Consider the following 26415-nt stretch of genomic DNA (forward strand, 5'->3'; position numbering starts at 1 on the left):
ATTTCGCAGGGGGTAAAAGTTGGCTAACTTCTTGCCGCAACGGGGCAGTTGGTGCTACAATTGGCGCCAACTGCCCCGTTTTTCGTTCCTACTCCCTTTTCCGCATGAAACCCGCCCGTTTACTTCCGCTCGCTTTATTTGCCCCGCTGGCCCTGGCTAGCTGCAGCAAAGACAATGACTCGTCTGGTGCCTCCTCGAAGCTGGAGGTGCGCCTGATGGACGCCCCCGGCGACTTTCGCAACGTGGTGCTGGATGTCCGCCAGATTGAAGTACACCTGAAAGAAGCCAACGACCCCGACGGCTGGCAGCTGCTGCCTTTCCAGGCCCAGACCATCAATGTGCTGGAGTACGTGAACGGCAAGTCGGCCCTGCTGGTCAGCACTGACTTTGCCCCCGGCGACCTAAAGGAAATCCGACTGATGCTGGGCCCCGACAGCTACGTTATTGGCCGCGACGGCCAGCGCTACGACCTGAAAACGCCCAGCGGCCAGACCTCAGGCGTGAAGCTGAAGCTGGATAAAGCCACCTTGCAGGAGCGTCAGACGTACCAGCTGCTCCTCGACTTCGATGTAGCTAAATCCATTGTGGAGCGCGGCAACTGGAAGCCCGGCAACGACAAAAAGGAGCGCTACCTGCTCAAGCCCGTTATCCGGGTAGTGGCCCAGGATGTAGCCGGCGGCCTGCGCGGCACCGTTACGCCCGCCGCGGCCCTGCCCCAAGTACTGGCCATCCGCTCGTCCATCACCGTGCCGGATACCTTCAGCACCGCCGCCGACGCCTCGGGCGCGTTCCAGTTCAGCGGTATTCCCTCGGGCACCTACCGGGTCGAGTTTTTTCCTTCTACCACGGCCCCAACCGGGCAGCCGGCGTACCGCGTGGTAACCCGCACGGGCGTTACGGTTACCAACAACCAGGTAACGGAGCTGGGGGCCACCTCACTCAACTAGTCGGCCTGTCCAGGGGCAGCAAACAAAAAGCCCGGGCTGCTTAGCAGCCCGGGCTTTTTGTTTGCTGTTACGCCTACCTATTGCTTTACGATGCGCTGGGTGAAGCGGGCGCCCTGCTCGTCGCGGACGATAACAGTGTAGAAGCCCGCCGGCCACGTGCGCACTTCCAGGGGCCACTCCTGGCCACCGCTCAGCTGGCCGCTATACAGCACCCGGCCGGTAGCATCCACTATCGTTACCAGGCACGGTCCGGCAGCTAGCTGGCGCAGATCGAGGGTGGCCTTGTTACTGAAGGGATTGGGGGCTACCACTACGCCGCCGGGAGCTGCCTCGTAGGTTAGGGTACGCACTTGGCTATAGGCCGTTTCACTGGTAGTATCCACTTGCTTGAGGCGGTAGTACACCACCGTGGCACTGGTACGAACGGGCACAGTTTCATCGGAGAAGAGGTAGGTAGCGCCGACGCTGGTAGTACCGCGGCCGCGCACCTGCCCAATCTGCTCGAACCGGCGGCCATCGGTGCTACGCTCTACTTCAAACCGCTCGTTGTTTAGCTCAGCCGACGTTGCCCAGGTCAGTTGGGCGGTAGTGCCCACGGCCTTGGCGGTGAAGCCCACCAGTTGCACCGGTAGCGGACCAGCTACGGGCACCACGTAGGTGGCGATGTTGGAGGTGCCGCCCAGGTTGTCGGTGGCGTAGTAGGTGAACTGATACTGGCCGGTTTCAGTTTGCGGCGGCGAGTATGACAGCTCACTGGCCTGCTCGGGCCGGATGGTCTGGCCTGGCGAAACCCGTACTCCATTCAGCGTCAGGGCACCTTTGGCGGGTAAGTTGGCGATGGTATAGGAAGCAATCCAGCCGTCGGCATCCGTCGACTCCAGGGCGCCCAGCGGGGCCGAGCTGGTGGTGTTGCGCATGCCCGGGGCCGACTTGTTCTGGGCTACTGGCATCTGGTTGCCAATCGGAATGGTATAGATGGCCGTGTTAGACACGTTATTTTGGTTATCGACGGCGTAGTAGCTGAAGCTTACGTTGCCGGCGTAAGCGCCCGAAGGGTCGAAGGTGAGCTGCCCGAGCTGGCTGGGCAGCACTTCCCGCGGCAGGGTTGTAACTGGCGTACCGCCCACGGACAAGGTGCCGGCCAGTGCGTTCGGCGCCGACACCAGCACGTACTTCACAATGGTACCGTCGCCGTCGGTGGCTACCAGCGGCTTGAGGACAGTAGCCCCGGCCGTATTCGGAATAGCCGGCGCCATCAGCACATTCTCGGCCAGCGGGGCCGTATTGCCCACAGGAATGGTGTAAGTAGCCGTGTTGCTGACAGAGCCCGTGTTGTCAGTGGCGTAGAAGGTAAACGTCACGTTGCCGTGCACGCTGCCGCTGGGGTCAAAGGAGAGGTGGCTGTTATCAGCCGGCAGTACTACCTGGCCCGCCCGGGCAGGCGCGCCGTTCACGTAGAGCGTACCAGCCGCCGAGGCGGGCAGTGCGGCAATGGTGTAGGAAACGATGGTACCGTCGGAGTCAGTAGCATCCAGAGGCGTAATGGCCGTAGCTGCCGCCGTGGCCGCAATAGGGCTGGTAGCCGTGTTGTTGGCAACCGGCACAGCGTTGCAGGTACCGAAATATAGGTCGTCAATCCCGATGTCGTTGCCTTGCAAATCCAGCGTCAGGTTGCGGATTTCGAACGTGGCCGTGGTGTTGTTGCCGGAGTACCACACGTCGGAATACTGCACCCACTGGTCCGGCGACTCGGGCACAGTGATGGTACCGGAAGTAGAGGCCCCGTTGATAACAAAGCCCACAATTGGGTCGGCAATGTTGGCAGTGGGCGGAATCAGGTTGTTGAAGTAGGCTGAGAACGTGTAGTACCGGTTGGGCTGCACCTTAAACGTCTGGGAGTACAGCGTCCGGATGGCCGAGGTAGCGTTGATCATCAAGAAGTTATCCGCCGCACCGCCGCGACCGTTCCCGCGGAACGAGCCGTGGTACTTGCTGGCATCGGGCCCGATGGCATAGGTGTTTTCCGGCGTCAGCTCGTCGGTGGAGTTGGGGTTATCAACTTTGAACTCATAGTTGGTATTGAAGCCTACGTTGCCACTCTCGAAGCCGGGGTTCACCAGCTGATTCGGACCAGTAGCGGCAATGCACTGCACGGCCGGATCGTACACGTTTAGGTGCACCGTAGCCGTAACGCACTGCGGGTTAGCCGTTTTGTCGCAAGCCTGGTACACAAAGCTGTCGGTCCCGAGAAAGTCAGTGGCGGGCTTGTAGGTGTACGAGCCGTCTGGGTTCAGCGTGAGGCTGCCGTGCAGCACGCCCTTCGCAAGCGACACGGTGAAGCCTGTGTTCTGCGGGTCGGTGTCGTTCAGAATCACGTTGCCGGAAACGGTGGTGTTCTTCTCTACCTCATTGCTGTCATCGTAGGCCGTCGTCACGTTATTGACGGTTACCCGAATAGAGGCCGCATTCGAGGTCAGCCCCAGGTTGTCCTGCACGGTGTAGGTAATGGTGCTCGTACCGGCGTAGTTCAGCGCGGGCGTAAACGAGACAATACCCTGGGCCGAAACCGTAAACTTGCCCTGGTTAGCAAGGGTGCGCTCCTGCTGGAGGCCGGGCTGGGTGGGGTCCAGGTCGACGGTAGCCGGGGCCAGCGCACCATCCGAATCCGAATCATTCTTGAGCACCTCAACAGTGGCAATGACGTTGCGGGCCACCGTGACGGTGGGGTCGTTAACGGCTACCGGAGGTACGTTAGCTACCGGAATGGTGTAGGTAGCCGCCGCGGATTCCAGCCCCTCGTTGTTAGTAGCGGTGTAGGTGAAGGAAAACTCCCCCGAGCTGGTACCGGCCGGGTCGAAGTGCAGTTGCGTGGCTTCCGTGGGCGTGAACGAACGCACGGCCGTGACGGGGGTAGTGTTCAGGTAGAGCGTGCCGGCGCTGGCGCTGGGCAGGGTCTTGAGCGTGTAGCTGCTGATGGTATTGCCGCCGGCCGCCGTAGCCGACAAAGCAGCAATGGCCGTGGAGCCGGCGCTGCTGAGCATGGCCCCCGTGCGCACGTTGGCGGCCGTAGGAGGAGTTACTACCCGAAACGTATAGGTAGCCACCGTGGCTGAAGTAGCCGCGCCCCCGTCCGTCACGGTGTAGCTTAGCTCCACATTGCCTACGTAGCCGGCTACGGGCGTAAACGTGAGCTGGGCGAGTTCGGCCGCGGTAAACCGGGCCGTGGCAGTGTTCAGAACCACGGGTGCCCCATTCTTCAGCAGCACCCCTTGGCTGGCTGTCGGCAACCCGCCCGTAATGGTGTAGTAGGCAATGTCGTTTTCCGCATCCGTAGCGGCAAACGTGGGGGCCAGAACCGTAGCACCCGCTGAGCTTAGGATACGATTGCCCGTTACGGTGGTCGCTACCGGCGCCGCGTTGGTGATGTTAATAGTGAAGGTGACAGGGGCCGAATAATGGTTGCCTGAGAAAATACCGTAGTCGGTTCCCACAAACCGGAAGCTCAGGCTCTGGCCAATGGCACTGCTGCCGGCCGGAGCGAAGCGGAGCTGCGGGGCGGGCGCATCGGGCACCGTTACCCCGTTGCTGTAAGGCTCGGCTGTGGCATTAACGGCGCCCACTGCGGTAGGGCTGCTGCCTACAAACAGGCTGCCCAGGGCGCCCGGTGTATACGTGATAATAATGTAGTCCTGAACAGTCCGTAGGTTTCCGGGCGTAACAGTAGGCAGCGTAATGTTGGCAGTTCCCTTGTACGGGACGGAAACCGTCCGGCCAGTGGTGGAGACAGTTTGTGCCTGTGAAGACAATGCTCCAGCTAGCAACCAACCCAATAAAAGTGGTCCCGCGCGGAAAAGTGTTTTCATAGAAAATTGTAAGAAGGAAAGATTCAACCACATAAGCGCTTGCCACCGCAGCACTATCAACCTTACAAATCTAAGACACATTATATAACTTTTCCATTTTCACTAAAAACCGACCCTTACCCTGATGCGTAGCTATCAGCTTATTTATCACCTATTGCTGAGCTAATTTGGTTGCTTATTCTCTATTATAGAATATATTCTCAATATGAATTAATCAATCCACAGCTTCTTCCTATTATGAAACTACATTAGCACTACTACTGTCATAAAACCTATTGCAAATTGACTTTTACTACTATCGAGGTTATCGATATAAAATGACCGGGCGGATAAAAATTTTCTCTGGCTACAGAGAAAATTTTTATCCGCCCGTTTGAGCCTACGCCCCGACCGGCCAGGTTCGGCCGATACTCTGTTTCTTATACTAAGCCACGCACAAGTGTTAGCAGCTCCTGTTGAGTATGCTGGGTTTTGTCCTTGGCATACCACCCGTGCAGCTTTTCGGCAAACTCTTCGTGGGTAGCGCCGGCTGCTTTCATTTCCAGAAACAGATCCTGCGCCAGGGCCGGGCGTGGGCCCCATTGCGCCGCCTCAGTAAGCGTATCGGCGTACAGGATAATAAGCTTGGGGATGGATCGGCTGCCATTGGTGAGGTAGCGGTCCATCAGGTCCAGGTTTTCATCGCGCAGGAGGTAGTGCGTGGTAATGCGCCCCTGGCTGGCTTGCGCTATTTTTTCCAGCACCGGCACAATCTGAGCAGCATCTCCGCACCACCCCTCCGTTAGGATAACCCACGCATAGTTTTGCTCTAGCGCAGTAAGGGCCGTCTGCAACTCGGGCAACACCTCGGCTTTCTTGTCTAGGCGCTCCATGCGCTGAATGTTCAGCTGGGCATAGGCCGTAAGCGCTTCTGATTGGGTGGTACCGGTAGTCTTTCCCTCAGCCATAAGGCTGGTTATCAGTTGGCGATACGCCGAATAGGTATAAGCCTGCGCGAGGCGCTCGGAGCTTAACACCGGAGGGATGGAAGCAGCAGTGGTCATAGGATACAAAAGCCAGTACAGGGGAGATGGATAGCGAAAAACCCTTCCGGACGGCGAGTACCGTCTCAGAAGGGTTTAACAACTAGGGCAAGCTGAAGTTACAGGCTAGGCACATCGGCCGCGGCAGCCTTAGCCGACAGCTCGCGGCAGTACGTGATGAAGTCGGTGTTAATGGGCTCCAACCCGGCGGCGCGCAGCTCCTTGGCCACCTGGGCGCGGTGGTAGTTGCCATGCACCGGTACGTGGGTCAGGATGTCGGAAACCTGGCTCGTGTAGCCTTCTCCAATAGAGTTGGTGTAGGTAATGAGGCGCTGCATCTCCGCGTCATCGGCGTTGATGCCGTACTGGTGAAAACGCTCCGACGTTTGCTCGTGCCAGTGGTGCAGGGTAGCCAAATCGTGCTCCTGCCACACCTTCACGGGACTAGGCGTGTTGGTCATGCGACCCAGCCAAATAGCTTGCGCATTCAGCACGTGGCTGAACAGGCGCAGAGCGCCAGCCGGAATAGTAGCGCCCTGTGCCACCAGGCCGTCGAGGTGGCGGAGCAGGGTTTCGTTGGCCCACACGGTGTAGGCGCCTAACTTTTCAATGGTGTTGATCATGGGTAAAAAAGAAGGGAAAGGGGTAGTGAAGTGATGAGGTAAAGAAGTCTGATGCCCTGTCATCTCACCACTTCATTACCTCCTTACTTTTAGCGCGGATCTTGCCAAACGAGCCGCTCCTCGGTTCGGTTTTTCGCGAAGTCAGGACAATTACCGTCGCCTTTTCCGGTTAGCCCTCCGTCGGGGTGACAGAGCAGCTTGCCATCAGCGGCGTAGAGGTTGGTGAACTGGTCGCAGCAGGGGCTGCTTTCGTAGTACACCGTGGCTCCGTTGTACTGGTAGCTGTAAATGACGATGGGCGGGTTCTGCTTTTCGGCGTTGCTATGCTTTTGAATTCGATCTTCCAGCCACTTCGGACGCTTGGCGGCGTCAAACACGGCATCGGGGCGGGGGGTAGGCTCAATGGTGTTGGCGCTGGTAGGCGCGGGCGTCGACACGCTTCCGGCCAGCCCAGTTTGGGGCGCGTCGGTGGGGGTAGTAACGGCTACGTTGCGCTGGCAGGCCGCAGTATGAAGCAGAGCCATCACAGAAGCCACAACGAAGAAAGGAGAGAAGCGCATGAGCAAAGCAGGGTTGAAACGTTCCCCGCGCCCGAGGGCTAAAGGGGCGGCAAATATGCACACAAAGCTTGGTTACGCAGGTGGCCGCCAGTGGTTCTGCTACCTCTCCATTACCAGCCAAGCAGAGCCCATACCCGCGGCCCGAATATCAGCAGCCCTACTACCAGAGCGGCTATGGCCATGACGAGTACAGCCCCGGCGGCCACATCCTTGGCACGGCCTGCCAAGGGGTGATACTCGGGCGAGACTAAATTCACTACGGCTTCAATGGCCGTATTCACCAGCTCGGCGCACCACACCGCTCCCACGGCCAGGGCCACCGCTACCCATTCCCAGCGCTCCAACCCGAAATACAACCCTAGCCCAATTACTACTACCGTAGCCACGGCATGAAACCACAGGTGCACCTCCGTGCGCAACGCGGCCCTCACACCCCGGAAGGCATAGCCAAAGCTAGCCGCCCGCTGGCGCATTAAGGCCGGAAACCGGCGCGGGGGGCGGGGCGTTGGCTCAGCCACGGGCGTCGAACTGCTGGAATACCGTCTGGCGCAGGGTATCCCACTCGGACTTCAGGATGCTGAAATACACCGAGTCGCGGCGGAGGCCACCCTGGGTTTTCATGTGGCTGCGCAAGATGCCTTCCTCGGTGGCCCCCATGCGGCGCATGGCCTCGCGGCTCTGCCAGTTGCGGGCATCGGTTTTCAGTTCCACCCGCTCGCAGCCCAGCTCCCCGAAGGCATACTTCAACAGCAGGTGCTTGGCGGCGCGGTTGAGGCCCGTGCGCTGATAGGCGCGGCCCAGCCAGGTCCACCCAATTTCCAGGCGGCAGTCACCGAGGGCAATATTGCCGTAGCTGGTGCTACCCACTACGCGCCCCGTCTGCCGGTCCACAATGGCGAAAGGGTAGCGCCGCCCCGCCTCCCGGTCGCGGACGCTCTGGGTAAGCCAAGCCGCTAGTTCCACGCTGTTCTGGGGCATGGGGGTGGTCGTGAATTGCCAAATGGCCGGGTCGAAGGCTACCTCTTTCAGGTCGTCGAAGTCGGTGAGGTCGAGGGGGCGCAGGCGGACGCGGCTATTTTCCAGGGTAATACAGCGGGCGAAATCCATGAGCAGGCTGGAAGAGGGAAGACAGCTCAAAGATAAAGCACAGATTCCCGCTGATTTGCATGATTTCGCTGATTATGCCGCTAGTAGCCCAGGCCTTGCAGGAGCAGGGCATAGTCGGCAGCCGACAGGTGGCCGCCGCTGGCTTGGGGGTGGCCGTGGGCGAAATTGGCGGGCGGGGTAGCGCCTATCCGGTCAAAGGCTGCCCGCAGCAGATCCGGAATGTGCAGGTTGCCGGCAGCCCGCCCCGAAATAGCCACCATGCCATCGGGCAAGTAACCGAGGTTAGCGCACAACACTACCCGGTCGGTGAGGCGGGAAATCCACTGCTGGGCAATAAGCGGATGGATCTGGCAGGGCGAGTTGATAGTGACAATGGCCACCGGAGCGGCCTCGGGGCCTTTGGGCGGAAACTTGGGGGGTAGCTTACGCGCGGCAGCTAGGGCAGCAGCTACTTCGGCCCGGTAACCAGCCAATACTTCATCTTGAGCCAAGCCGCGCGGGTTGTTATCGTGGAGGAGGTAGCGCAGGGGCAGGGCCAGATCGAACTCTCCGGCCCGGCGAGCGGCGTTGCACATGGCCACTGCCTCTTTGAGCCACTTGGCCGTGTATTGCTTTTTGACTGCCGCCAATGGAGGCCAGGCGGCTTGGTCGCCCAAATCCGAGAGAACCCCAATAGCTGCTACCCACTGCAAATCCGTCACGTCAGCTTCGGCGGCCAGCAACTCATACGCTAGCCAAGCCGAGCAGGGTACCGGGTCCAGGCCGTAGCCCGTCAGCACGGTGCCACCAGCTGGGGGCTCGCCTTCCGGGATGTGGTGGTCAACGTAAAGAACCGGCACGCCGTGGGCTTCCAGGGTGCCGTGGGCGTGCACGCCCAAATCGGTAACTATCAGGGCATCGGGCTTACGGGCCAGCAGCCGCTCGTGGGCGCCGGGCGTCAGGAAAGCGTTTTCGCCTTTGCCGGAGGGTAGTACCTCCACCTGCCAGCTCGGGTTGACGCGGTTCAGGCCGCGCCCGAACAGCGCGCCGGCCGCCAACCCATCGGCATCGAAATGGCAGAACACGATAAGGCGACCACCTTCTGGCACCTGGTCCAGGAAAGCACGAAAAGGTGCGACAAACTGCGGATACGCGGGCATGAAAACGGGCAGCCCGCATGGTAGCCGGCTGCCCGTTGTTCGTAAACTAAGCGGTGGAGGTTGTACGCTCCTAGACTATTAAGCCAGACCTAGCTTCCCTCTTCAGAGAAGCTAGTTTTTTAGCCTCTGTTCTTACTTCTTGATTTCGCCTACCATGTCCTCGGGCTTGAGCCACTCGTTGAACTGCTCCTCGGTGAGGTAGCCCAGTTGCAGAGCGGTTTCCTTGAGGGTTGAGCCGTTTTTGTGGGCCGTCTGGGCAATTTCGGCGGCTTTGTAGTAGCCGATGTGGGGATTCAGGGCCGTAACCAGCATCAACGACGAATCAACGTGCTTCTTGATGTTGGCTTCCAGGGGCTCGATGCCCACGGCGCACTTATCGTTGAACGACACGCACACGTCGCCGATGAGGCGGGCCGAGTGCAGGAAGTTGTAGATCATCAGGGGCTTGAACACGTTCAGCTCGAAGTGGCCGTTCATGCCGCCGATGTTGATGGCTACATCATTGCCCATCACCTGGGCTGCTACCATGGTCATGGCCTCCGACTGGGTGGGGTTCACCTTGCCGGGCATGATGCTGGAGCCGGGCTCGTTATCGGGGATGTGCAGCTCGCCGATGCCGGCGCGCGGGCCCGAAGCCAGCAGACGGATGTCGTTGGCAATCTTCATCAAGGAGGCAGCAACGGTCTTGAGGGCGCCGTGGGCTTCCACAATGGCGTCGTGGGCGGCCAGGGCCTCAAACTTGTTTTCAGCCGTGATGAAGGGTAGGCCGGTGAGGTCGGCAATGTGCTTGGCCACGTTTTCGGAGTAGCCGGGAGGCGTGTTGATGCCGGTACCCACGGCCGTGCCGCCCAGGGCCAGCTCCGAGAGGTGAGCCAGCGTGTTTTTGATGGCGCGCAGACCGTGGTCGAGCTGCGACACGTAACCGCTGAACTCCTGCCCCACCGTGAGGGGGGTAGCATCCATGAGGTGAGTACGGCCGATTTTCACGATGTGCATGAACTGCTCGCTCTTGGCCCGCAGCGTGTCGCGCAGCTTCTCAATGCCGGGTATCGTCTTCTCTACCAGAATCTTGTAGGCCGCAATGTGCATAGCCGTCGGGAAGGTATCGTTCGAGCTCTGCGACTTGTTTACGTCGTCGTTAGGCGCCAGAAACTTCTTCTCGTCGGAAAGCTGACCGCCGTTGAGCACGTGGCCGCGGTAGGCTACTACCTCGTTCACGTTCATATTGCTCTGGGTGCCCGAGCCGGTTTGCCACACCACCAGCGGAAATTCCGCATCGAGCTTGCCTTCCAGGATTTCGTCGCAGACGCGGCCAATCAGCTCCGCTTTCTCGTCCGACAGAATACCGGCGTCGCGGTTGGTGAGGGCGGCGGCTTTCTTCAGGTAGGCGAAGGCGCGGATGATTTCCTTGGGCATCTTGTTGATGTCCTGGGCAATCTGGAAGTTATCGATGGAGCGCTGGGTTTGGGCGCCGTAGTAGGCGTCGGCCGGCACCTGCACGGTGCCCATGGTGTCTTTCTCGGTGCGAAACTGAGTCATGCTTCTAGTGGGGGAGAAGAGAATAAGGTGACAAGAAAGCGCGCGGCAAGCCGGCACGCCGCAAAAGTACACAACGGCATCCCGCCGTGCGCGGCCACCCCAAAATTCTGCCCCAGGTTCGCCCGGCTGCCTGCCCGCTGCCTACGTATAGGCTAGCTCAAGCATTCAATCTAGCTACTCCACGCCATGAACAAGACTTTTGAATCGGAATCCGACGCTCTGTCCGTGCAATCCGAAACGCCCACCACATCGCAGCCTGCTGCGGTAACACCGCCCGCCCAGGAAAACACGGCCCCCACGTCTCCTTCAGCCCAAAGCAATAACACCAGCTCCACTACCAGCTCCGATGACGAGCCACCCGTGCCTGTTGCCGGCAACGGCGCCCCCGACTACAGCCAGGTAGAAATTAAAACCGAGCCCGACCTGCCCCGCGAAGTAACGCCCGGCGGCAGCGCCACTGCCCCGGAAAGCGGCGGCGGCTACAGCAACTAGCAGTGAGTTAGTAATTGACTGATTAAGTGATGTGTCATGACGAGGTCACCACTCTATCTGTCCTCCCTGCTTAAAGCCTGATAAAGAGAGAAGCCCTTGATGTTCGCACGTCAAGGGCTTCTCTAATTTTTAAGGGGTAGTACTGCGTGAAGGAAGAATGGCTTCAGCTCCGACTCGTTAAAACACGCCGCTTTTACCGGTCTTCCATCTTGAACGGCACCGTGATTTCGACGGTACGGGCCGTGCGGCGGCCGTTCTGGATGGCGGGAAACCAGGCGGGGCCTTCCTGCAGCAGCCGGATGGCTTCGGCGTCGCACTCCTCTGAAAGCTTCTTCACCACTTTGATATCCGACAGCTTACCATCGACACCCACTACAAACCGGAGTTTTACGTTGCCCTCGCGCCGGTCTTCCAGGGCTTTTTCGGGGTAGTCGAGGCTGTCGCGCAGGTATTTCTTGAGGCCGGCGTAGCCCCCGGCCGGCATGGCCCCTACCGACATGGGAGCCGGCGGCGCGTCGCGGCGCACGACCACTACCTCACTGAGCTGCCGGGAGTCGGGGGCTAATGCCAAGGCCAGATTGGTAGGCTCGGCCGGGACGGGCACTGCCTGCGCCGCATATCCCACAGAGCTGACCACCAGTTGTTTCGCCGTGGCGGGCACAACGAGACTAAATGACCCATCGGCCGCCGTTACGGTGCCCGTCGTAGTGCCCTCAACCAGGACGGTAGCCCCAGCCATTCCTTCTCCCGAAGATTTATCAGTAATACGCCCCTGCACCAGCCTGGTGCCAGCTACCATTGGGGCCGCGGCCGAAGCCACAGCCGCCATTTTCCGCCTCGCCGCGGCGGGCGAACCTGCTATGGGTAGGGCGGCTTGTGGGGTAGCTACGGCGTACTCTTTGGCTTCAGCAGACGCGGTAGTAGCAGCGGAGTCCATCATGGAGCCTATCTTCATTATCGCACTACAATCACGTAGTTCTTCTGCGTCTATAAACTCAGAAGGAGGATAAGGAGCATCTTGCATAGACATCCGCTTGCGACTTCGACTCAGGTGCCCGGCGGAGCGCCGCAGCGGTAAGGACGTACGGGAGGAAGAAGTCGGTTCTGCTGCAATAGTTGCTACTTCCGGAGCACTGGCAGCAGAACCGGCTTCTGGTGTTATCAGCTTTGGGGTAGTGGGAGCAATGGGAGCCGTAGCAATTGCTGCGCGCTGCCCAGCCACCGGCCGCGAGGCCGTGCTCAGCGGGACCGGGCGCAGCAGGGCAAACCACACCACAGCGGCCCCGAGGGTGAGTAAGAGCACGGCCGCGGCCGCCAGCTGCTGCCAGGCCAGGCCCAAGGCCGGCTTGGGCTTTGACTCCGTGGCGAGTTCCTCCACGCGGGCTCCGAGGCGCCGGCGCAGGTCAGCCATACTTGCATCCGTAACGGCGGCGGGCTGCAGCTCCAGGCCTTCCAGGATGTCGGCGCAATCGGTGCAGTCAAGGGTGTGGGCTTCTACCTGGTGCTGCTCGGCGGGCGTTAGGGCTCCGGCCGCGTACTGGCGCAGCACCTCCACCGGCAGGTGCCGGCTGGCGGGAGGGGTAGGCTCAGAAGCAAGGTTAGGGCGAAGCATTGGAGGCAGCAGTGGTTTCGAGGTGGCGGCGCAGGTTGCGCTTGCCATTTTGGAGGTGACTTTTAACCGCGTTCAGGTCAAAGCCCGTGAGGTCGGCAATGTCGCGGTAGCATTTCTTTTCGAGGTAAAACAGCTCCAGACATCGTCGTTGGCCCGGAGGTAACTCGGCCAGGGCATGCTCCAGCTGCTGGAGCTGCTGTTCGTGGAGGTCGGCTTCGGTGGGGTCATCTTCTGCCAGATGCCGGGCCGCGGCCGATTCCATACCGGCGGCATCGGGAAAGTGCACCACCAGCGCCCCACCCCCCGCAGGACCAGCCCGCTGCCGGGCTCGTAGCACCATCAGGCAATGGTTGCGGGCCGTGGCGTGCAGCCAGGGTGCGAAGTTCTCCACCTCATGCTGGCGCAGCTTACTTACCAATTGCTCAAATAGTTGCATTACGGCATCCTTGGCGTCTTCCTCGTCGCGGAGGTAGCGGCGGCTGATGGCCAGCACCTCGGTCATGTGCCGGTCGTAGAGCGCGCCCAGGTCGTGCACGTCGCCCGCGGCATGGTAGCGCCGGAGCAGCTCCGCATCGGAGAGCTCGGCAGCAGGCGCAGGACGGCGGGAGCGACGAAAGAACATACCAGGGCAAAAGGGCCAGAACCGAAAGCTACGCTTTCAGGCCGGAAAAGCATGGAATTGTCTACCCGGAAACCCCAATCGGGAGCCGAAAAGAAAAGCCTGGAAAAATATTTTTTGGCAGCCGTGTGGAATCCGTTGGCGGGCTGCATCTGAAAGGCAAGTTGCTACCCTCACGCCCCGGTTATGTCGCCTCACCATCCTTTCCTGCTTGGCTCAACGCTGGTTCTGCTGCTCAGCCAGCCGGTGCGGGCTCAACTCCCTACCCCACCCGACACGCTGAACTCTTCAGCCCCAGCAACAGCTGCCCGCCCTTCGCCGGTGCTGCCATGGTGGCTGCCCAACGCCCAGGAGTGCGCCGGCATCCGGGCGGAAGAAGCCCGCACGGCGCCCCGGCAGGCCCAGCGCCGGGAAAAGAAGCTACGGCGTTGGGCCGCAGAACAGCCCGAACCAACCAGAGCACCCGAACCATAATGGTTTCTGACCTGGCTGAGGCCATTATGCCGAGGCCTTTCACTTAGCTGTTTCGCCCCCGGTAGTAGGTCCTGAGTCCGTCGTCGATTTCTATTCTTTCACTTCTATTCCTATCAGCCATGCACCATTTCCTGTATTGCACCGTGGCGGCCAGCCTGCTCACCGGTTCACCAGTTCAAGCCCAGCAGCCTGCTCCCGCGCGCTACCACGTACAGAATCCTGCTACCCAATCCTTTGTGGAAGGTCAGGTGATTGATGCCAGCACCAAGCGAGGATTGCCAGGCGTCACGGTACTGGTAAAAGGCACCCGAAACGGTACTACCACCACTCCGAAAGGGTATTTTCAGCTAGCGTTAAAAGCGGAGCATCAGGTGCTGGTTTTCAGCTCAATCGGCTACGTAACGCGGGAGCTAACCCTGCGTCCGGGCCAGACGAAGCTGCCTACCATTGCACTCCAGCCAGATAAGCGGCAGCTCAACGAAGTAGTGGTTACCGGCAAAGCCAAGCCGCGGGCTACCCGTCCGGCTTCGCCGAAAAGCCGCAAGCAACAAGCTGAAACAGTAGCCGGCAACACCGATAATCCGGCGGACTTGGCCGGGCTAGAACCTGGCGAGGGCACCTCTGCCGTAGAGCAAGTTCTGCAGGGCCGCGTCGCCGGCGTAGCTATCAGCCCAGGCTACGTAATGCCCCACCCCGAACCTGGCGCTGGCGAAACTTACGCCACCCTCGCCGAAAACGGCTTTCATAGCGTCGCCAAGGATCCACTAAGCACTTTTAGCATTGATGTGGATGCGGCCAGCTACAGCAACGTACGCCGCTTTTTGCTGCAGGGCCAGTTCCCTCCGCGCGATGCGGTACGCACCGAGGAGCTGATCAACTACTTCCAGTACGACTACCCCGCCCCGGCCCCTACCTCCTCCGAACCTTTCCGGGTAGTTACGGAGCAGGCCCAGTGCCCCTGGAACCCTGAGCACCAGTTGGTGCAGGTGGCACTGCAGGGCCGCAAAGTAGCTACCGAGAACCTGCCGCCGGCCAACCTGGTGTTCCTGGTAGATGTGTCGGGCTCGATGATGGGCGAGGACCGGCTGGGCCTAGTGCAGCAGAGCTTACGGCTACTGACCAAAGAGTTGCGCCCCCAAGATAAGGTAGCACTGGTAGTATACGCCGGAGCCGCTGGGCTGGTGCTGCCGCCTACCCCCGGCTCCCGCCGCCCCGCCATCCTGGCGGCCATCGACCAGTTGCAGGCGGGCGGCTCCACGGCCGGCGGGGCGGGCCTACGCCTGGCCTACCAGGTAGCCCGCCAGAACTTTAATAAGGAAGGCAACAACCGGGTTATCCTCTGCACCGACGGCGACTTCAACGTGGGCGAGCAAAGCGACGCGGCTATGGAAAGCCTCATTACGCAGGAGCGCGAGTCCGGCGTGTTCCTGACCGTGCTGGGGGTAGGCGAAGGCAACTATCAGGACAAGAAAATGGAGCTGCTGGCCGACAAAGGCAACGGCAACTACGCCTACCTCGATAACCTCGACGAAGCCCGGCGGGTACTGGTGCAGCAGTTTGGCGGCACGCTGTTCACCATTGCCAAAGACGTGAAGCTACAAGTGGAGTTCAACCCGGCGCGGGTGCGGGAGTACCGCCTGGTAGGCTACGAAAATCGCCTGCTGGCTGCCGAGGACTTCAACAACGACCGCAAAGACGCCGGCGAGCTAGGCTCAGGCCACACCGTTACGGCCCTCTATGAGGTAGTGCCCGTGGGCGCCCGCCCCACCGTGGACCCGCTCAAATACCAGCCGGCTCCCACTCCTAAAGCCCCGGCCGCGGCGGAGTTGCTTACGGTAAAGCTGCGCTACAAGCAGCCCCAGGGCAGCAAAAGTCAGCTTCTGGAGCAAACGCTAGCAGGTGCTCCTCGCCCCCTACCTGAGGCCAGTGAAAACCTGCGCTTTGCGGCGGCAGTGGCCCAGTTCGGGATGCTGCTGCGCCAGAGCGAGTACCGGGGTTCCGCTACCTGGGAATCGACGGCACGGCTGGCGGAAGGGGCCAAGCAGTTCGACCCCGATGGCTACCGCGCCGAGCTGGTGCGCCTGGTTAAGCTGGCAGCCGGCCTGCGCCCCAGCCCGGTGGAAGTAGGCGCGCGGTAACAAGCAGCACCACTTACCCAGGAAGCCAGTCAATTATTAACCAGCAGACTATCAACTAAATGCAACCCTTCCCCCTGGCTCTGGCTCCTGCTCTTGGCAGAGCCCTGCGCTAGTCTGTTTGCTCCTTTTACTACCTCTTATTCTATCCCCGAAGTCGGCCCACCATCACTCACTTGCAGCCTGGAAGCGCGGTTGCAGACGCGCCGCCGTAAGCGCCGCCGGGCCGACTTCGGCTTTCTCCTGATTCCGTGTGTTGTATAGCTGTCGACTGTATTGCCTGTGTAGATAAAAAAGGCCCCACCGAAGTTCGGTGGGGCCTTTGTGCGGGGAATAGGTAGTGTGGAGAGAGAATTAGAACGAGTAGTTGACCGACGCCTTAATCACGCGGTTCTGGGCGTCGAAATTGTTGTTTTTGTCCAGGGACGAGAGGCCGTAATCGTAGCCGGCGCTCAGGCCCAAGCCGTTCTGGAACTGGTAGCCCAGGCCGCCCGTCACGCTAAAGTCCACGGGGCGGAACTGGTCCTTGATGTCGAAGTCTTCGTTGAAGGCGGAGAAACCCAGGGCGCTGGCATTCACGCGGGCCTTACCCGAGAGCAGCACCGAAGCCTGCGGACCAGCAAACACGTAGAACCCATCGGTCAGGTAAGCTTTGGCTAGCAGCGGAATATCGAGGTAGGCCATGCGGGCCGTGGCTTTCACTTTGGCATTCAGAAAGTCGAACTGCTCCAGCGGAATGCGGCCCGTCAGCACGGTACCTTTCTCGGAGTAGCCTACCCCCGGCTCAATGGCAAAGCGCGGGCCCAGGGGCAGCGTGGCGTACAGGCCAGCATGGAAACCCGTCTTCATGTCCTTGGTCACGGCCCCGTTGGTGTAGTCGGCCAGGTCCATCACGCTGTTCACCGCGTCGCCCGACCAGTCGGAGACGTTCACGCCGGCCCGGATACCGAATTTCACGCCATCAGTAGCGGAGGAAGACGAGGAGTAAGAAGGCGTAGAACGTACCGGACGAGCCTGTGCTTTGCCGGTGTAAGCCGGTACGCGGTGGGGCTGAATCTGAGCCTGGGAGGCCGTGGCAAAAGCAGTAACGAAAAGGGTAGCAGCGGCCAGGCGGCCGAAAAGTCGCTTCGTATTCATGGCAGGAAGTGTTGGAAGGAAGGGCCGGCTACCAGAGGTGCGCAGCGGGTGGCTGCCGGCTTCGAAAGGGTAACATTACAAAACCATGCCAACTTTCTGCCAAAGCTCTTGAACCAGTAGTAACCAGACCTCGCTCCTGCATTTGCCAAGAGGTTAATCAGCTTAATTTCAAACTATTAACTATATAAATAACTTTCAATACTCAACAGCCCTCTTTTCCATCTATTCCCCGCTCGCAACTCGTGGCTACCGAACGTTTGTTCGTAGGTATTTCTGAAAAATTAATTTGGAATTGCCACTGATGCGTTTCACCTTGCCGACATAAAGCACCTGATTTTCATGCGTCAGCACACCGGCCGTTTCTTTTTTAGCTATTACTTCTACTACGCCACCACGTAGTCGAGCGGCCCACCTGTAGCTTTTCCAACCGAAACCATACAGCGCCTCTCGACAACCTCGGGAGGCGCTTTTTTTACGCTCACGCTCCGGCTCCTTATGCTTACCTCGGCTTTCTTTTACTACGGCTATACCTACTTCTTTTTTACAGAGAAGCCGGGCCCGATTTGCCGAAGCTGACTAAAGCAGCCACTACCGCAAAACCAAGGCCCCGCACTCCGGAGGCCTTTTTTAGTATCCTTTCATTTCCAGTACCATGCTTCCAGCCGTTGCCATTCAGGGTTTCGAAGGCAGTTTCCACCAGATAGCCGCCCGGCGCTACTTTAGCCCCGAGGTGGAGGTAGTACCCTGCGCTACGTTTGGAGAGGTAGTAAGCTCCGTGGTGCGAGGCACCGCCGGGGCGGCGGTTATGGCCATCGAAAACTCTATTGCTGGCAGCATTCTGCCCAACTACACGTTGCTGCGGAAGTCGGGCCTGCGGGTGATTGGGGAAACCTACCTGCACATCCGTCAGCACCTGATGGCCTTACCTGGTCAGCAAGTAGAGGACATTACCGAAGTACATTCCCACCCCATGGCCCTGTTGCAGTGCGCCGACTACCTGAGCCAACGCAAGCACTGGCGCCTGGTAGAAACCGAGGATACTGCCCTGAGCGCCCAGCGCATCCGGGAGGGGCTGCGCCCAGGGGTAGCTGCCGTGGCCGGCACGCTGGCCTCGGAGCTGTTCGGCTTGCCCATTCTGCAGGCCGACATTCACTCCGAGAAGAAGAATTACACCCGCTTTCTGGTGGTAGCCCGCCCCGAAAACGCCCGGGAGGTAGCCCTGCCCAATAAAGCTTCGCTTTACTTCCACACCACCCACGCCCAGGGCAGCCTGGCGCGGGTGCTGGTGCGCATTGCCGAGCTGGGCATTAACCTCTCCAAGCTGCAGTCGTGCCCCAAGCCGGGCAGCACCTGGCATTACTACTTCCACGCAGACCTGGAGTTCGAGCAGCCCGAGCAACTGCAAGCCGCCCTTCAGGCCATTGCCCCACTCACGGAAGGCCTAGAAGTGTTGGGCGTGTATCACAAAGGCGACACTCACTAACTACAACCAAACAGAACCGTCATCCTGAGCAGCGCAAAGAGCCTCTACAGAAGGTAATTTCTGCTACTCCCAAGAAGCAATAGAGGTCCTTCGCGCTGCTCAGGATGTCAAAGAAAAAAGCTCATAACCTGCCCTCATTATGCAAGTTTCCGTTGCCAGTCGCCTCCAGCACACCCAGGAATACTACTTCTCGCAGAAGCTGCGCGAAATTGATGGCCTCAACAAAGCGGGCAAGCAAATTATTAACCTGGGTATTGGCTCCCCCGACATGCCGCCCCACCCCAAGGTGGTAGCGGCCCTTACGCGGGCGGCCGAGCAGCCGAATACCCACGCTTACCAGAGCTATAAAGGCGTGCCGGCCCTGCGCCAGGCCATGGCCGGCTGGTACCAGCGGCAGTACGGGGTAGCCCTGGACCCGGAAGCGGAAATTCTACCCCTGCTGGGCTCCAAGGAAGGCATTATTCATGTGAGCATGACGTTTCTGGAGGCCGGCGACGAGGTGCTGATTCCGAACCCCGGCTACCCCGCCTACCGGGCCGCCGCCCACCTGAGCGGCGCCACCCCCCTCGACTACGACCTAGTTGCCGAGAACCACTGGCTGCCCGACCTGGAGGCCCTGGCCCGCCGCGACCTGAGCCGGGTGAAGCTGATGTGGGTAAACTACCCCCACATGCCCACCGGCACCGCTGCCGATGCGGCTTTCTTCACCAAGCTCGTTGCCTTTGCCACCGCGCACAACATTCTGCTGGTCCACGACAACCCGTATAGCTTCATCCTGAACACCGAGCAGCCCCAGAGCTTGCTTTCGGTGCCCGGAGCGCGGGAAGTGGTGCTGGAGCTGAACTCCCTGAGCAAGTCGCACAACATGGCGGGCTGGCGCGTGGGGCTGCTGGCCGGCCGCGCCGATCTGCTGCAGGAAGTGCTGCGCTTCAAAAGCAACCTCGACTCGGGCATGTTCTTGCCGGTGCAGCTGGCCGCCGTGGAAGCCCTCACCCTGGATGGTACCTGGTACCAAGAGCTGAACGCGCACTACGCGGCCCGCCGCCAGCTGGTGTTTGAGCTGCTGGATACTATTGGCTGCACCTACAGCCGCAATCAGGTAGGCTTGTTTGTGTGGGCGGCGGTTCCGGCCAGCTATGCTGATGGCTACGCCCTCAGCGACGAGCTGCTGTACCAAGCCAATGTGTTCATCACGCCGGGCGGCATCTTCGGCAGTAACGGTAACGGGTTTATTCGGGTGAGTTTGTGCCAGACCACGGAGGTACTGCAAGCCGCGCTGGGCCGCATCCGGGCGGCCCGGGAAACGCCCGCTACCCTACCCGCCTAGTTAAGCTGGTCCTCGGCCAGCCGAGCCCATTAACTTCAGACCGAAAACTCACCATTTCACCCCCTCACCATTTCACCTAATGGTAGTCACCATCATCGGAATTGGCTTGATTGGCGGTTCCCTGGCCTTGAGCCTCAAGGAAACGGGCCTGGCCCACCACATCATTGGCGTCGACCGTAGCCCCGAGAACCAGCGACAGGCCATAGCCTTGGGCTTGATAGATGAGGTAGAGAATACCCTACCGGCGGCCGTCACCCGTGCCGACCTGGTGGTGGTAGCCGTGCCTATGGACGCCATGCTCAGCGTGCTACCTCAAGTACTGGATGCTGCCACTGACCGCCAGGTGGTTATTGATGTAGGCTCGACCAAGGCTACCCTGCTGGCCGCCGTGGAAGCCCACCCCAACCGCACCCGATTTGTGGCCGTGCACCCCATGGCTGGCACCGAGTATTCGGGGCCATCGGCGGCTGTGCCGGGCTTGTTCAAGGGCAAAACCCTGGTTATCTGCGACGCTGCCCGCAGTGCCGAGGACGCCGTGGCCCGGGTGGAAGCCGTGTTTGGCCGCCTGGCTATGCAGCTCGTGCACATGGATGGCACCGCCCACGACCTGCACACGGCCTACATTTCGCACATTTCGCACATCACTTCGTTTGCCCTCGCCCTCACGGTGTTAGAGAAAGAAAAGGAAGAACAGCAGATCTTTGCCCTGGCCAGCGGCGGTTTTGAGTCGACGGTGCGCCTGGCCAAAAGCTCGCCCGATATGTGGGTGCCCATCTTCCGCCAGAACCGGGTGAACGTACTCGATGTGCTCGACGAGCACATCCACCAGCTCCAACACCTGCGCGAGCTACTCAATCAGGAAGACTACCCGGCTGTTTATCAGCAAATCCAGCAGGCCAACCTGATCAAGAAGATTTTGAAATGAGAGCTAAAGCTAGCTCCTTCCTCATCTGAGCAGAAAGCTAACAAAAGCGTCTTCCCTACCCCAACCCCTGAAACGAACCCTCAACATACGTATGGAACAGCTTCTCACCTCTCCCGCCGACGCGGCTGAACACCCGAAATTCCTCGCCAAAAAGCCGCTAATCATTTCCGGGCCGTGCTCCGCTGAAACGGAGGAACAACTGATTGCCACCTGCACCCAGCTGGCCGCCACCGGCAAGGTTGACATGCTGCGCGCCGGCATCTGGAAACCCCGCACCAAGCCCGGTCTGTTTGAGGGCATTGGCACCAAGGGCCTACCCTGGCTGCAGCGCGCCAAGCAGCTAACGGGCCTGCCTACCACCGTGGAAGTGGCTACCCCCAAGCACGTAGAAGATGCCTTGGCCTTCGATGTGGACGTGCTCTGGATTGGGGCTCGCACCACGGTAAACCCCTTCTCGGTGCAGGCCGTGGCCGATGCGCTGCGGGGCGTAGATATTCCGGTATTCATCAAAAACCCGGTGCACCCCGACCTGGAGCTGTGGATGGGCGCCGTGGAGCGCCTGGCCAAAACGGGCAACCAGAAAATCGGGCTGATTCACCGGGGCTTCGCCAGCTACGGCAACACCGAGTACCGCAACGCCCCCATGTGGCACCTGCCCATTGAGATGAAGCGCCGCCTGCCCGACCTGCCCATTATCTGCGACCCAAGCCACATCTGCGGCAACCGCACCGGCCTGGCCAGCGTGGCCCAGAAAAGCATTGACTTAGACTTTGATGGGCTGATGCTGGAGTCGCACATTGACCCCGACAATGCCTGGAGCGACGCCAAGCAGCAGGTGACGCCTCAGCGCCTGGCCGAGCTGCTCGATGGCCTGACCTGGCGCCACGAAACCACCGACCAGCAAGAATTCCTCAATAAGCTCAATCAGTTACGCGCCCAAATCAACCAGCTTGATGATGAGATTCTGCACCTGTTGGGCCGCCGCATGCAGGTAGCCGAAAGCATCGGGCAGTACAAAAAGGACAACGACATCACCATTCTGCAAACCAACCGCTGGAACGAGATTCTGGAGCGTGGCATTCAGCAAGGCCACCAGCTGGGCCTCACCCGCGACTTCATCCTCAAGTACTTCGACGCCGTGCACCTGGAGTCCATCAACCGCCAGAACCGCGTGATGAACCGCGAGAATCTATAGGTGCGAGGGGATGGAGTGTCAGGCCCCCTACTGCTGACGACCAGTAGTAGGGGGCCTGCACTGCGGCCAGATTACCCGGGCGGTGCCCTGCTTACTTCGCAGGGCGGTAGCAGCCAGCACGAGGCAAAGCAGCTTAAGGAGTCTGGGTAGCGGCGGTGGCTTTCATGCGTTCCTCAATCTGGCCCAGCAAATACGCGGCGTCTTCCTTGTGCGCATCATCGGGGAAAAGCTCCACGGCCCGGCGGGCGTGGGCCTGAGCTTTCTCAAACTCCTTTAATTCCAGGTACACAAAGGCCAGGTTGAGGTGGGTAGTCGGAGAATCTTTGCGCAGCTCGATGGACCGCTCGAAGGGCGCCAGGCTTTCCTGAAACTTACCTAAGCGCTGGTAAGAGTAGCCCAGGGCAAAGTACGAGAGGTAGTCGCCCTGGCCGTGGTCGTGAGCCTGCTGATAATGCTTGATAGTGCGTTGAAAAACAGCATCTTCGCCCAACTCCTGCTCGGCGCAGTCGCATTGCTGCACGGCAAAGTAATAGTCGCCCAGGGCACGGTCGAGCTTGTAGTTATCCGGGTATTTCTCCTGCAGTTTCTCCAGCACCCGCCGCACCGGAAAAGAGTAGCGCGGGGTATCTACTTCCAGCTGGCGCAGGCTATCGGGCGAAAGATCCAGCAGCTTCAGGTCGCGGAAGGCAAAGCGCTTCAGCTCGTCGGTGGCCGTGTAGTAGTTCAGGGCCAGCTCGGTTTTCTTTAGCGCTACGGCGGGGTCCAGGTTCATCTGGTCCAGAAATTTCAGCAGCTTCCAGGCCGATTCGTAGCGCCGTTCCAGCACCAGCTGGTTGGCCCGCCGTAGGGCCGTAGCCTGGGCGGCCGCTTCTGCCGCAGCCGTGGTTTGGGCCCAGCTTATGCTCGGGGCCAGCAGAAAAAGCAGCAAGAAAACAAACGGACGCATACGAGAGCAACGCTAAAACCAGGCCCAAAGATGCCGGAATTTGTGAGGATGCGGGTGAAGCACGCTGAGCAGGGGTCTTTCAGTAAACAACGCAGGTAGTGGCGGCTCTGGTACCGCGCGGGCAACCCACGTAAGGTGTAAGCAGGCTTTGCTGCGGCGCTGAAAAGTCTGAAACCGGCAAGTTTTGGGGCGGCTGTTCGGCAAGAAATGCACAGGTTGCGGCCAGGCTTAGGCAAGCTCAACAACCTCTGTCCGCCCCGGCCAGTACACTTCCCACCCATCCTTCTGCTTTTCTTGCGGCTATGCTGTTTTATACTGTGATGAAGCCCCTCGTGCAGGTGGCCTTGCGCGTGTTTTTTCGCCAACTGGAAGTGCGCCACCCCGAGCGGCTGCGCATGCGCGGCCCCTTGCTCATCACCAGCAACCACCCCAACACCCTCATGGACCCGCTGGTTGCAGCCGTAAACCGCCGCCAGCCCATTGCCTTTCTGGCCAAGAGTACCTTTTTCAAGAACCCCATTTCGCGGGCCATTATGGAGTCGGGCAACTCCATTCCGATTTACCGTCGGCAAGACCTGGATACCGGGGCCGAAACCCTGACGCCCGCCCAGCTGGAAGCTCAAAACGAAAAAGCCTTCGGGCGGTGCTACGACTACTTCGATAAGGGCGGCACCATCATGATTTTCCCGGAGGGCACCAGCGTGTCGGAGCGGCGGCTGCGGCCGTTGAAAACCGGCGCGGCCCGCATTGCCCTGGGCGCGGAGGCCCGCCACGACTTTACCCTGGGCCTGCACATTCTGCCGCTGGGTATCAACTACTTCGATCCGCAGCGCTTCCGTTCCGATGTACTCCTGAACCTGGCCGAGCCCATCCGGGTAGCCGATTACGCCGAGCAGTACCGCCAGAACCCCGAAGCCGCCGCCGATGTGCTGACCGAGGAAATCCGGCGGCGCATGGAGGCCCACCTCATCATTACCCGCACCGATGAGGAAGACGAGCTGGTAACGCAGGTAGAGCGCACCTTCGGGCAGCACCTCATTCAGGACGACGAAGAAACCCTTTACGACAACTTCCAGCTCAGCCGCACCCTCCTAAAAGCAGTGCGGTATTTCGAGGAGCACGATGCCAGCCGCATCAGCCAGGTGCAGGAGAAACTGCACGCCTACCATCAGCAACTGGAACACCTGCGCCTCACTGACGAGGCCCTTGAATCCCGGCCGGGGGGTAGCACCCGGGCTAGTCGGGCGCTTGCGGCCGGGCTGCGCCTCGTGTTGGGGGCGCCGTTTTACCTCTATGGCGTCATCAACAACTACGTGCCTTACATTATCCCGTCGGTTATTGCCAAGCGTGCTACCAAGGATGTGGAGTTCGTGGCGCCCATTATGCTGGTGACGGGTATGCTCACGTTCACGCTGGCCTACGTGGGACAAACGGCCTTGGTGTACCACTTTACGCATAGCTGGCTTTGGGCCCTGCTGTACTTTATCAGCCTACCCCTGTCCGGGTTCTATGCTCTGAATTACTGGGGCAACTTGGCCAGCCGCCTGCGCCGTCTGCGGGCCCTGCGCCTGTTTCGTCAGCAGCGGCCCCTCATGGAAACCCTGTTACACCAGCGCACCGAACTTATCCGACTGATCCGCGAAGCACGAGCGGCGTATCTGGACAGAAAGTGAGTAGATGAGGGCGTGAAGAAGCGCCGCCTGAATAGGAAATAGTAGTCAGCTTGAGCGGTACTGCAATGCTTTTACTGCTGCCAGCGGGGTAGCAGCTAATGGCCTTCCGCAGAAGCTTTCTTCTTCTTTCACCTTCCAATGCCTTATTTCAGCCCCGCCCCCAAAGTCAGGACATCCGGTAGGCGAAGGGAGCGGTTGGTAAGCAAACTTACCAGGTGCAAGTCGTTGGTGCTCAACTCAGAGTATAAACTGGTGAAGCGTGGAGCTGAGCCGGGGCGCGGGTCGAGGTAGGAAAGCCGCAGGCCAACCAAAGCTCCTACCCGCACCGCCGACGACCACCAGTAATAGCCGGGGCGGTAGCGGCCCGCCGTGTTGTTTGTCAGGAAGAACTGACGGCCCGTGGTGTAATTCACCATTGCCCCCAGCGTAACCGGAGTCACCTGCCAACGAGAATGCCCCAAAGTAGGTGCAAAGGGCAAGTAGGTAGCTTTCAGAGTGAAAATGGCCAAGGCCTTGCCCCCGCTCAGCCGATGAGGCAGGTAGCCCACCAGCAGCTCCGGCTCCAGCCGCTGGTGCGCCACCCGGTAGCCGCCGCCCAGTGCTACCAGCCCGGTGCCTCCGGCCACGTGCAGGCTCAGGAAGAACGGCCCGGCCGGTGCTACCCCCGAGGATTGCGCCTGTAAAGCGCCGGGTGCAAGCGCGCACACCAGCCACAACCACTTAGCTTTCTGCCCCATACACCACGGTTTCGAGGCGAAATTGCCGGTGGCCCCACATCGTCAGGATGTGGTAGCGGTGCTTTTCGAGGCTGTAGGTAGTCAGGTAAGTAATGCCGTCGTGGAAGGGCTGGGCGGCAGTGTAGCGGTGCACGTGGCCACTCAGATGCAAAACCAGGTTGGGGCAGGCGCGCAGGGTAGCGGCGTAGCCCTGCACCAGCGCCGGGTCAAAGTCTTCGTCCGTAGGGGGCACATGGCTGACCACTACGGTGCGAGCCGCCGTATCCGCCAGTTGCCGACGCAGCCAGGCTAGGTCGGGCACCTGCCGCCCAAAGCCATATTCCCGCCCATTGGTATCAAGGCAAACGAAGCGGGTGCCTTTGTAAAGAAAGGAGTAGTTCAGCGGACCATATACCTGCTGATACACGGCCCGGCCATTGCCTACCACATCATGATTGCCGATAACGGTGAGGTAGGGCACCCGCAACCTTTGGAGCCGCTGGTTTACCCACCGAAATTCCCGCAGCAGGCCAAAGTCGGAAATGTCGCCGGCTACGAGCACGAAGTCGATGCCCCGCTGCTGGTTGACACTGGCCACGAACTGCTCCGTCTCGTCGTAGAACCGCTGCGTATCTCCCACAAAAACGAAGCGCACCGTATCACCCAGGCTCGGGCCAGCGGTAGCCAGCTGGCGCAGGTTGCGGCTGGTTAGGTTGCGCTCCGCCACCGGCACGTAGGTCTGGTTGGGGCTGAACTCTACCAGCTGGCAGCTAGCCAGGAAGAGGGCTAGTGCCCCACTAAGCAGGTAGCTCTGACGCATAAGCAGGTACGAACGGAAGCGTACACGAAAGCCGCCGGGGCTTTTCTGGCCCCGGCAGCAA

The 26415-nt window shown here is 60.1% G+C and carries 23 protein-coding genes; 9 read left to right on the plus strand and 14 right to left on the minus strand.

Going from position 1 to position 26415, the window contains the following annotated elements; genetic code table 11:
* The first annotated feature begins 104 nt into the window (after nt 1-104).
* Nucleotides 105-947: a DUF4382 domain-containing protein gene (locus K3G63_RS15090; RefSeq protein WP_220614915.1), complete on the plus strand. Its 843-nt coding sequence runs from the start codon at nt 105-107 to the stop codon at nt 945-947.
* 77 nt (nt 948-1024) lie between these two features.
* Here K3G63_RS15090 and K3G63_RS15095 read toward each other — a convergent pair whose 3' ends face one another.
* The 8 genes from K3G63_RS15095 to fumC all read right to left on the minus strand — a co-directional run bounded on the left by K3G63_RS15095 (nt 1025) and on the right by fumC (nt 10800).
* On the minus strand, nt 1025-4753 hold the full coding sequence (locus K3G63_RS15095; RefSeq protein ID WP_220614916.1) for an Ig-like domain-containing protein: 3729 nt from the start codon (nt 4751-4753) through the stop codon (nt 1025-1027).
* A gap of 476 nt (nt 4754-5229) precedes the next feature.
* Nucleotides 5230-5853 carry a thioredoxin family protein gene (locus K3G63_RS15100; protein ID WP_220614917.1) on the minus strand — a complete coding sequence of 208 codons (624 nt, stop codon included), beginning with the start codon at nt 5851-5853 and terminating at the stop codon, nt 5230-5232.
* Nucleotides 5854-5951: 98 nt separating this feature from the next.
* Nucleotides 5952-6455 (minus strand): DinB family protein, encoded by a 504-nt coding sequence (locus K3G63_RS15105; RefSeq protein WP_220614918.1) that lies wholly within the window; start codon nt 6453-6455, stop codon nt 5952-5954.
* A gap of 89 nt (nt 6456-6544) precedes the next feature.
* A complete protein-coding gene (locus K3G63_RS15110) occupies nt 6545-7015 on the minus strand; it encodes a DUF6970 domain-containing protein (protein WP_220614919.1) in 471 nt (156 codons plus the stop codon).
* 110 nt (nt 7016-7125) lie between these two features.
* The gene (locus K3G63_RS15115) at nt 7126-7533 is read right to left on the minus strand and encodes a diacylglycerol kinase family protein (protein ID WP_310794591.1); all 408 of its coding nucleotides are present in this window, start codon (nt 7531-7533) and stop codon (nt 7126-7128) included.
* The gene (locus K3G63_RS15120; RefSeq protein WP_220614920.1) at nt 7526-8122 is read right to left on the minus strand and encodes a GNAT family N-acetyltransferase; all 597 of its coding nucleotides are present in this window, start codon (nt 8120-8122) and stop codon (nt 7526-7528) included. Before K3G63_RS15120 ends, K3G63_RS15115 begins: the two co-directional genes overlap by 8 nt.
* A gap of 80 nt (nt 8123-8202) precedes the next feature.
* A complete protein-coding gene (locus tag K3G63_RS15125) occupies nt 8203-9261 on the minus strand; it encodes a DHH family phosphoesterase (protein ID WP_220614921.1) in 1059 nt (352 codons plus the stop codon).
* A gap of 132 nt (nt 9262-9393) precedes the next feature.
* A complete protein-coding gene (fumC, locus tag K3G63_RS15130; RefSeq protein WP_220614922.1) occupies nt 9394-10800 on the minus strand; it encodes a class II fumarate hydratase in 1407 nt (468 codons plus the stop codon).
* Nucleotides 10801-10986: 186 nt separating this feature from the next.
* On the opposite strand from fumC, the gene K3G63_RS15135 reads away from it, so the two are divergent.
* Nucleotides 10987-11292 (plus strand): hypothetical protein, encoded by a 306-nt coding sequence (locus K3G63_RS15135; protein WP_220614923.1) that lies wholly within the window; start codon nt 10987-10989, stop codon nt 11290-11292.
* A gap of 193 nt (nt 11293-11485) precedes the next feature.
* Here the strand turns inward: K3G63_RS15135 and K3G63_RS15140 are convergent, their stop codons facing one another.
* Both K3G63_RS15140 and K3G63_RS15145 read right to left on the minus strand, forming a co-directional pair.
* Nucleotides 11486-12904, minus strand: a complete 1419-nt coding sequence (locus tag K3G63_RS15140; protein WP_220614924.1) for a TonB family protein — start codon at nt 12902-12904, stop codon at nt 11486-11488.
* The gene (locus tag K3G63_RS15145) at nt 12891-13526 is read right to left on the minus strand and encodes an RNA polymerase sigma factor (RefSeq protein ID WP_220614925.1); all 636 of its coding nucleotides are present in this window, start codon (nt 13524-13526) and stop codon (nt 12891-12893) included. Before K3G63_RS15145 ends, K3G63_RS15140 begins: the two co-directional genes overlap by 14 nt.
* 183 nt (nt 13527-13709) lie before the next feature.
* Here K3G63_RS15145 and K3G63_RS15150 point away from each other — a divergent pair, with 183 nt between their 5' ends.
* Entirely contained in the window at nt 13710-13997 is a 288-nt protein-coding gene (locus K3G63_RS15150; RefSeq protein WP_220614926.1) for a hypothetical protein, read from the plus strand.
* Between the two features lie 119 nt (nt 13998-14116).
* Complete coding sequence (locus tag K3G63_RS15155) at nt 14117-16135, plus strand: von Willebrand factor type A domain-containing protein (RefSeq protein WP_220614927.1); 2019 nt, start codon at nt 14117-14119, stop codon at nt 16133-16135.
* 351 nt (nt 16136-16486) lie between these two features.
* Here K3G63_RS15155 and K3G63_RS15160 read toward each other — a convergent pair whose 3' ends face one another.
* Nucleotides 16487-17269, minus strand: a complete 783-nt coding sequence (locus tag K3G63_RS15160; protein ID WP_220614928.1) for a porin family protein — start codon at nt 17267-17269, stop codon at nt 16487-16489.
* Nucleotides 17270-17921: 652 nt separating this feature from the next.
* Here K3G63_RS15160 and K3G63_RS15165 point away from each other — a divergent pair.
* From K3G63_RS15165 to K3G63_RS15180, 4 genes are all read left to right on the plus strand, one after another.
* Nucleotides 17922-18752, plus strand: coding sequence for a prephenate dehydratase (locus K3G63_RS15165; RefSeq protein ID WP_220614929.1), 831 nt, complete (start codon nt 17922-17924; stop codon nt 18750-18752).
* A 139-nt stretch (nt 18753-18891) separates the two neighbouring features.
* Nucleotides 18892-20079, plus strand: a complete 1188-nt coding sequence (locus K3G63_RS15170) for a pyridoxal phosphate-dependent aminotransferase (protein WP_220614930.1) — start codon at nt 18892-18894, stop codon at nt 20077-20079.
* 79 nt (nt 20080-20158) lie between these two features.
* A complete protein-coding gene (locus K3G63_RS15175) occupies nt 20159-21004 on the plus strand; it encodes a prephenate dehydrogenase (RefSeq protein ID WP_220614931.1) in 846 nt (281 codons plus the stop codon).
* A gap of 91 nt (nt 21005-21095) precedes the next feature.
* Nucleotides 21096-22199 carry a chorismate mutase gene (locus tag K3G63_RS15180; protein WP_220614932.1) on the plus strand — a complete coding sequence of 368 codons (1104 nt, stop codon included), beginning with the start codon at nt 21096-21098 and terminating at the stop codon, nt 22197-22199.
* A gap of 133 nt (nt 22200-22332) precedes the next feature.
* Here K3G63_RS15180 and K3G63_RS15185 read toward each other — a convergent pair whose 3' ends face one another.
* Nucleotides 22333-23145 (minus strand): tetratricopeptide repeat protein, encoded by an 813-nt coding sequence (locus K3G63_RS15185; protein WP_220614933.1) that lies wholly within the window; start codon nt 23143-23145, stop codon nt 22333-22335.
* Between the two features lie 302 nt (nt 23146-23447).
* Between K3G63_RS15185 and K3G63_RS15190 the strand changes: the two genes are divergently transcribed.
* On the plus strand, nt 23448-24818 hold the full coding sequence (locus K3G63_RS15190) for a lysophospholipid acyltransferase family protein (protein ID WP_220614934.1): 1371 nt from the start codon (nt 23448-23450) through the stop codon (nt 24816-24818).
* Between the two features lie 143 nt (nt 24819-24961).
* Here K3G63_RS15190 and K3G63_RS15195 read toward each other — a convergent pair whose 3' ends face one another.
* Together K3G63_RS15195 and K3G63_RS15200 are read right to left on the minus strand one after the other, a co-directional pair.
* A complete protein-coding gene (locus tag K3G63_RS15195) occupies nt 24962-25555 on the minus strand; it encodes a hypothetical protein (protein WP_220614935.1) in 594 nt (197 codons plus the stop codon).
* Nucleotides 25539-26354: a metallophosphoesterase gene (locus K3G63_RS15200; protein WP_220614936.1), complete on the minus strand. Its 816-nt coding sequence runs from the start codon at nt 26352-26354 to the stop codon at nt 25539-25541. The genes K3G63_RS15195 and K3G63_RS15200 overlap by 17 nt, the downstream gene beginning before the upstream one ends.
* Between the last annotated feature and the right edge of the window lie 61 nt (nt 26355-26415).

The sequence above is a fragment of the Hymenobacter sp. HSC-4F20 genome (genome assembly GCF_019599275.1).
Lineage (GTDB): Bacteria > Bacteroidota > Bacteroidia > Cytophagales > Hymenobacteraceae > Hymenobacter.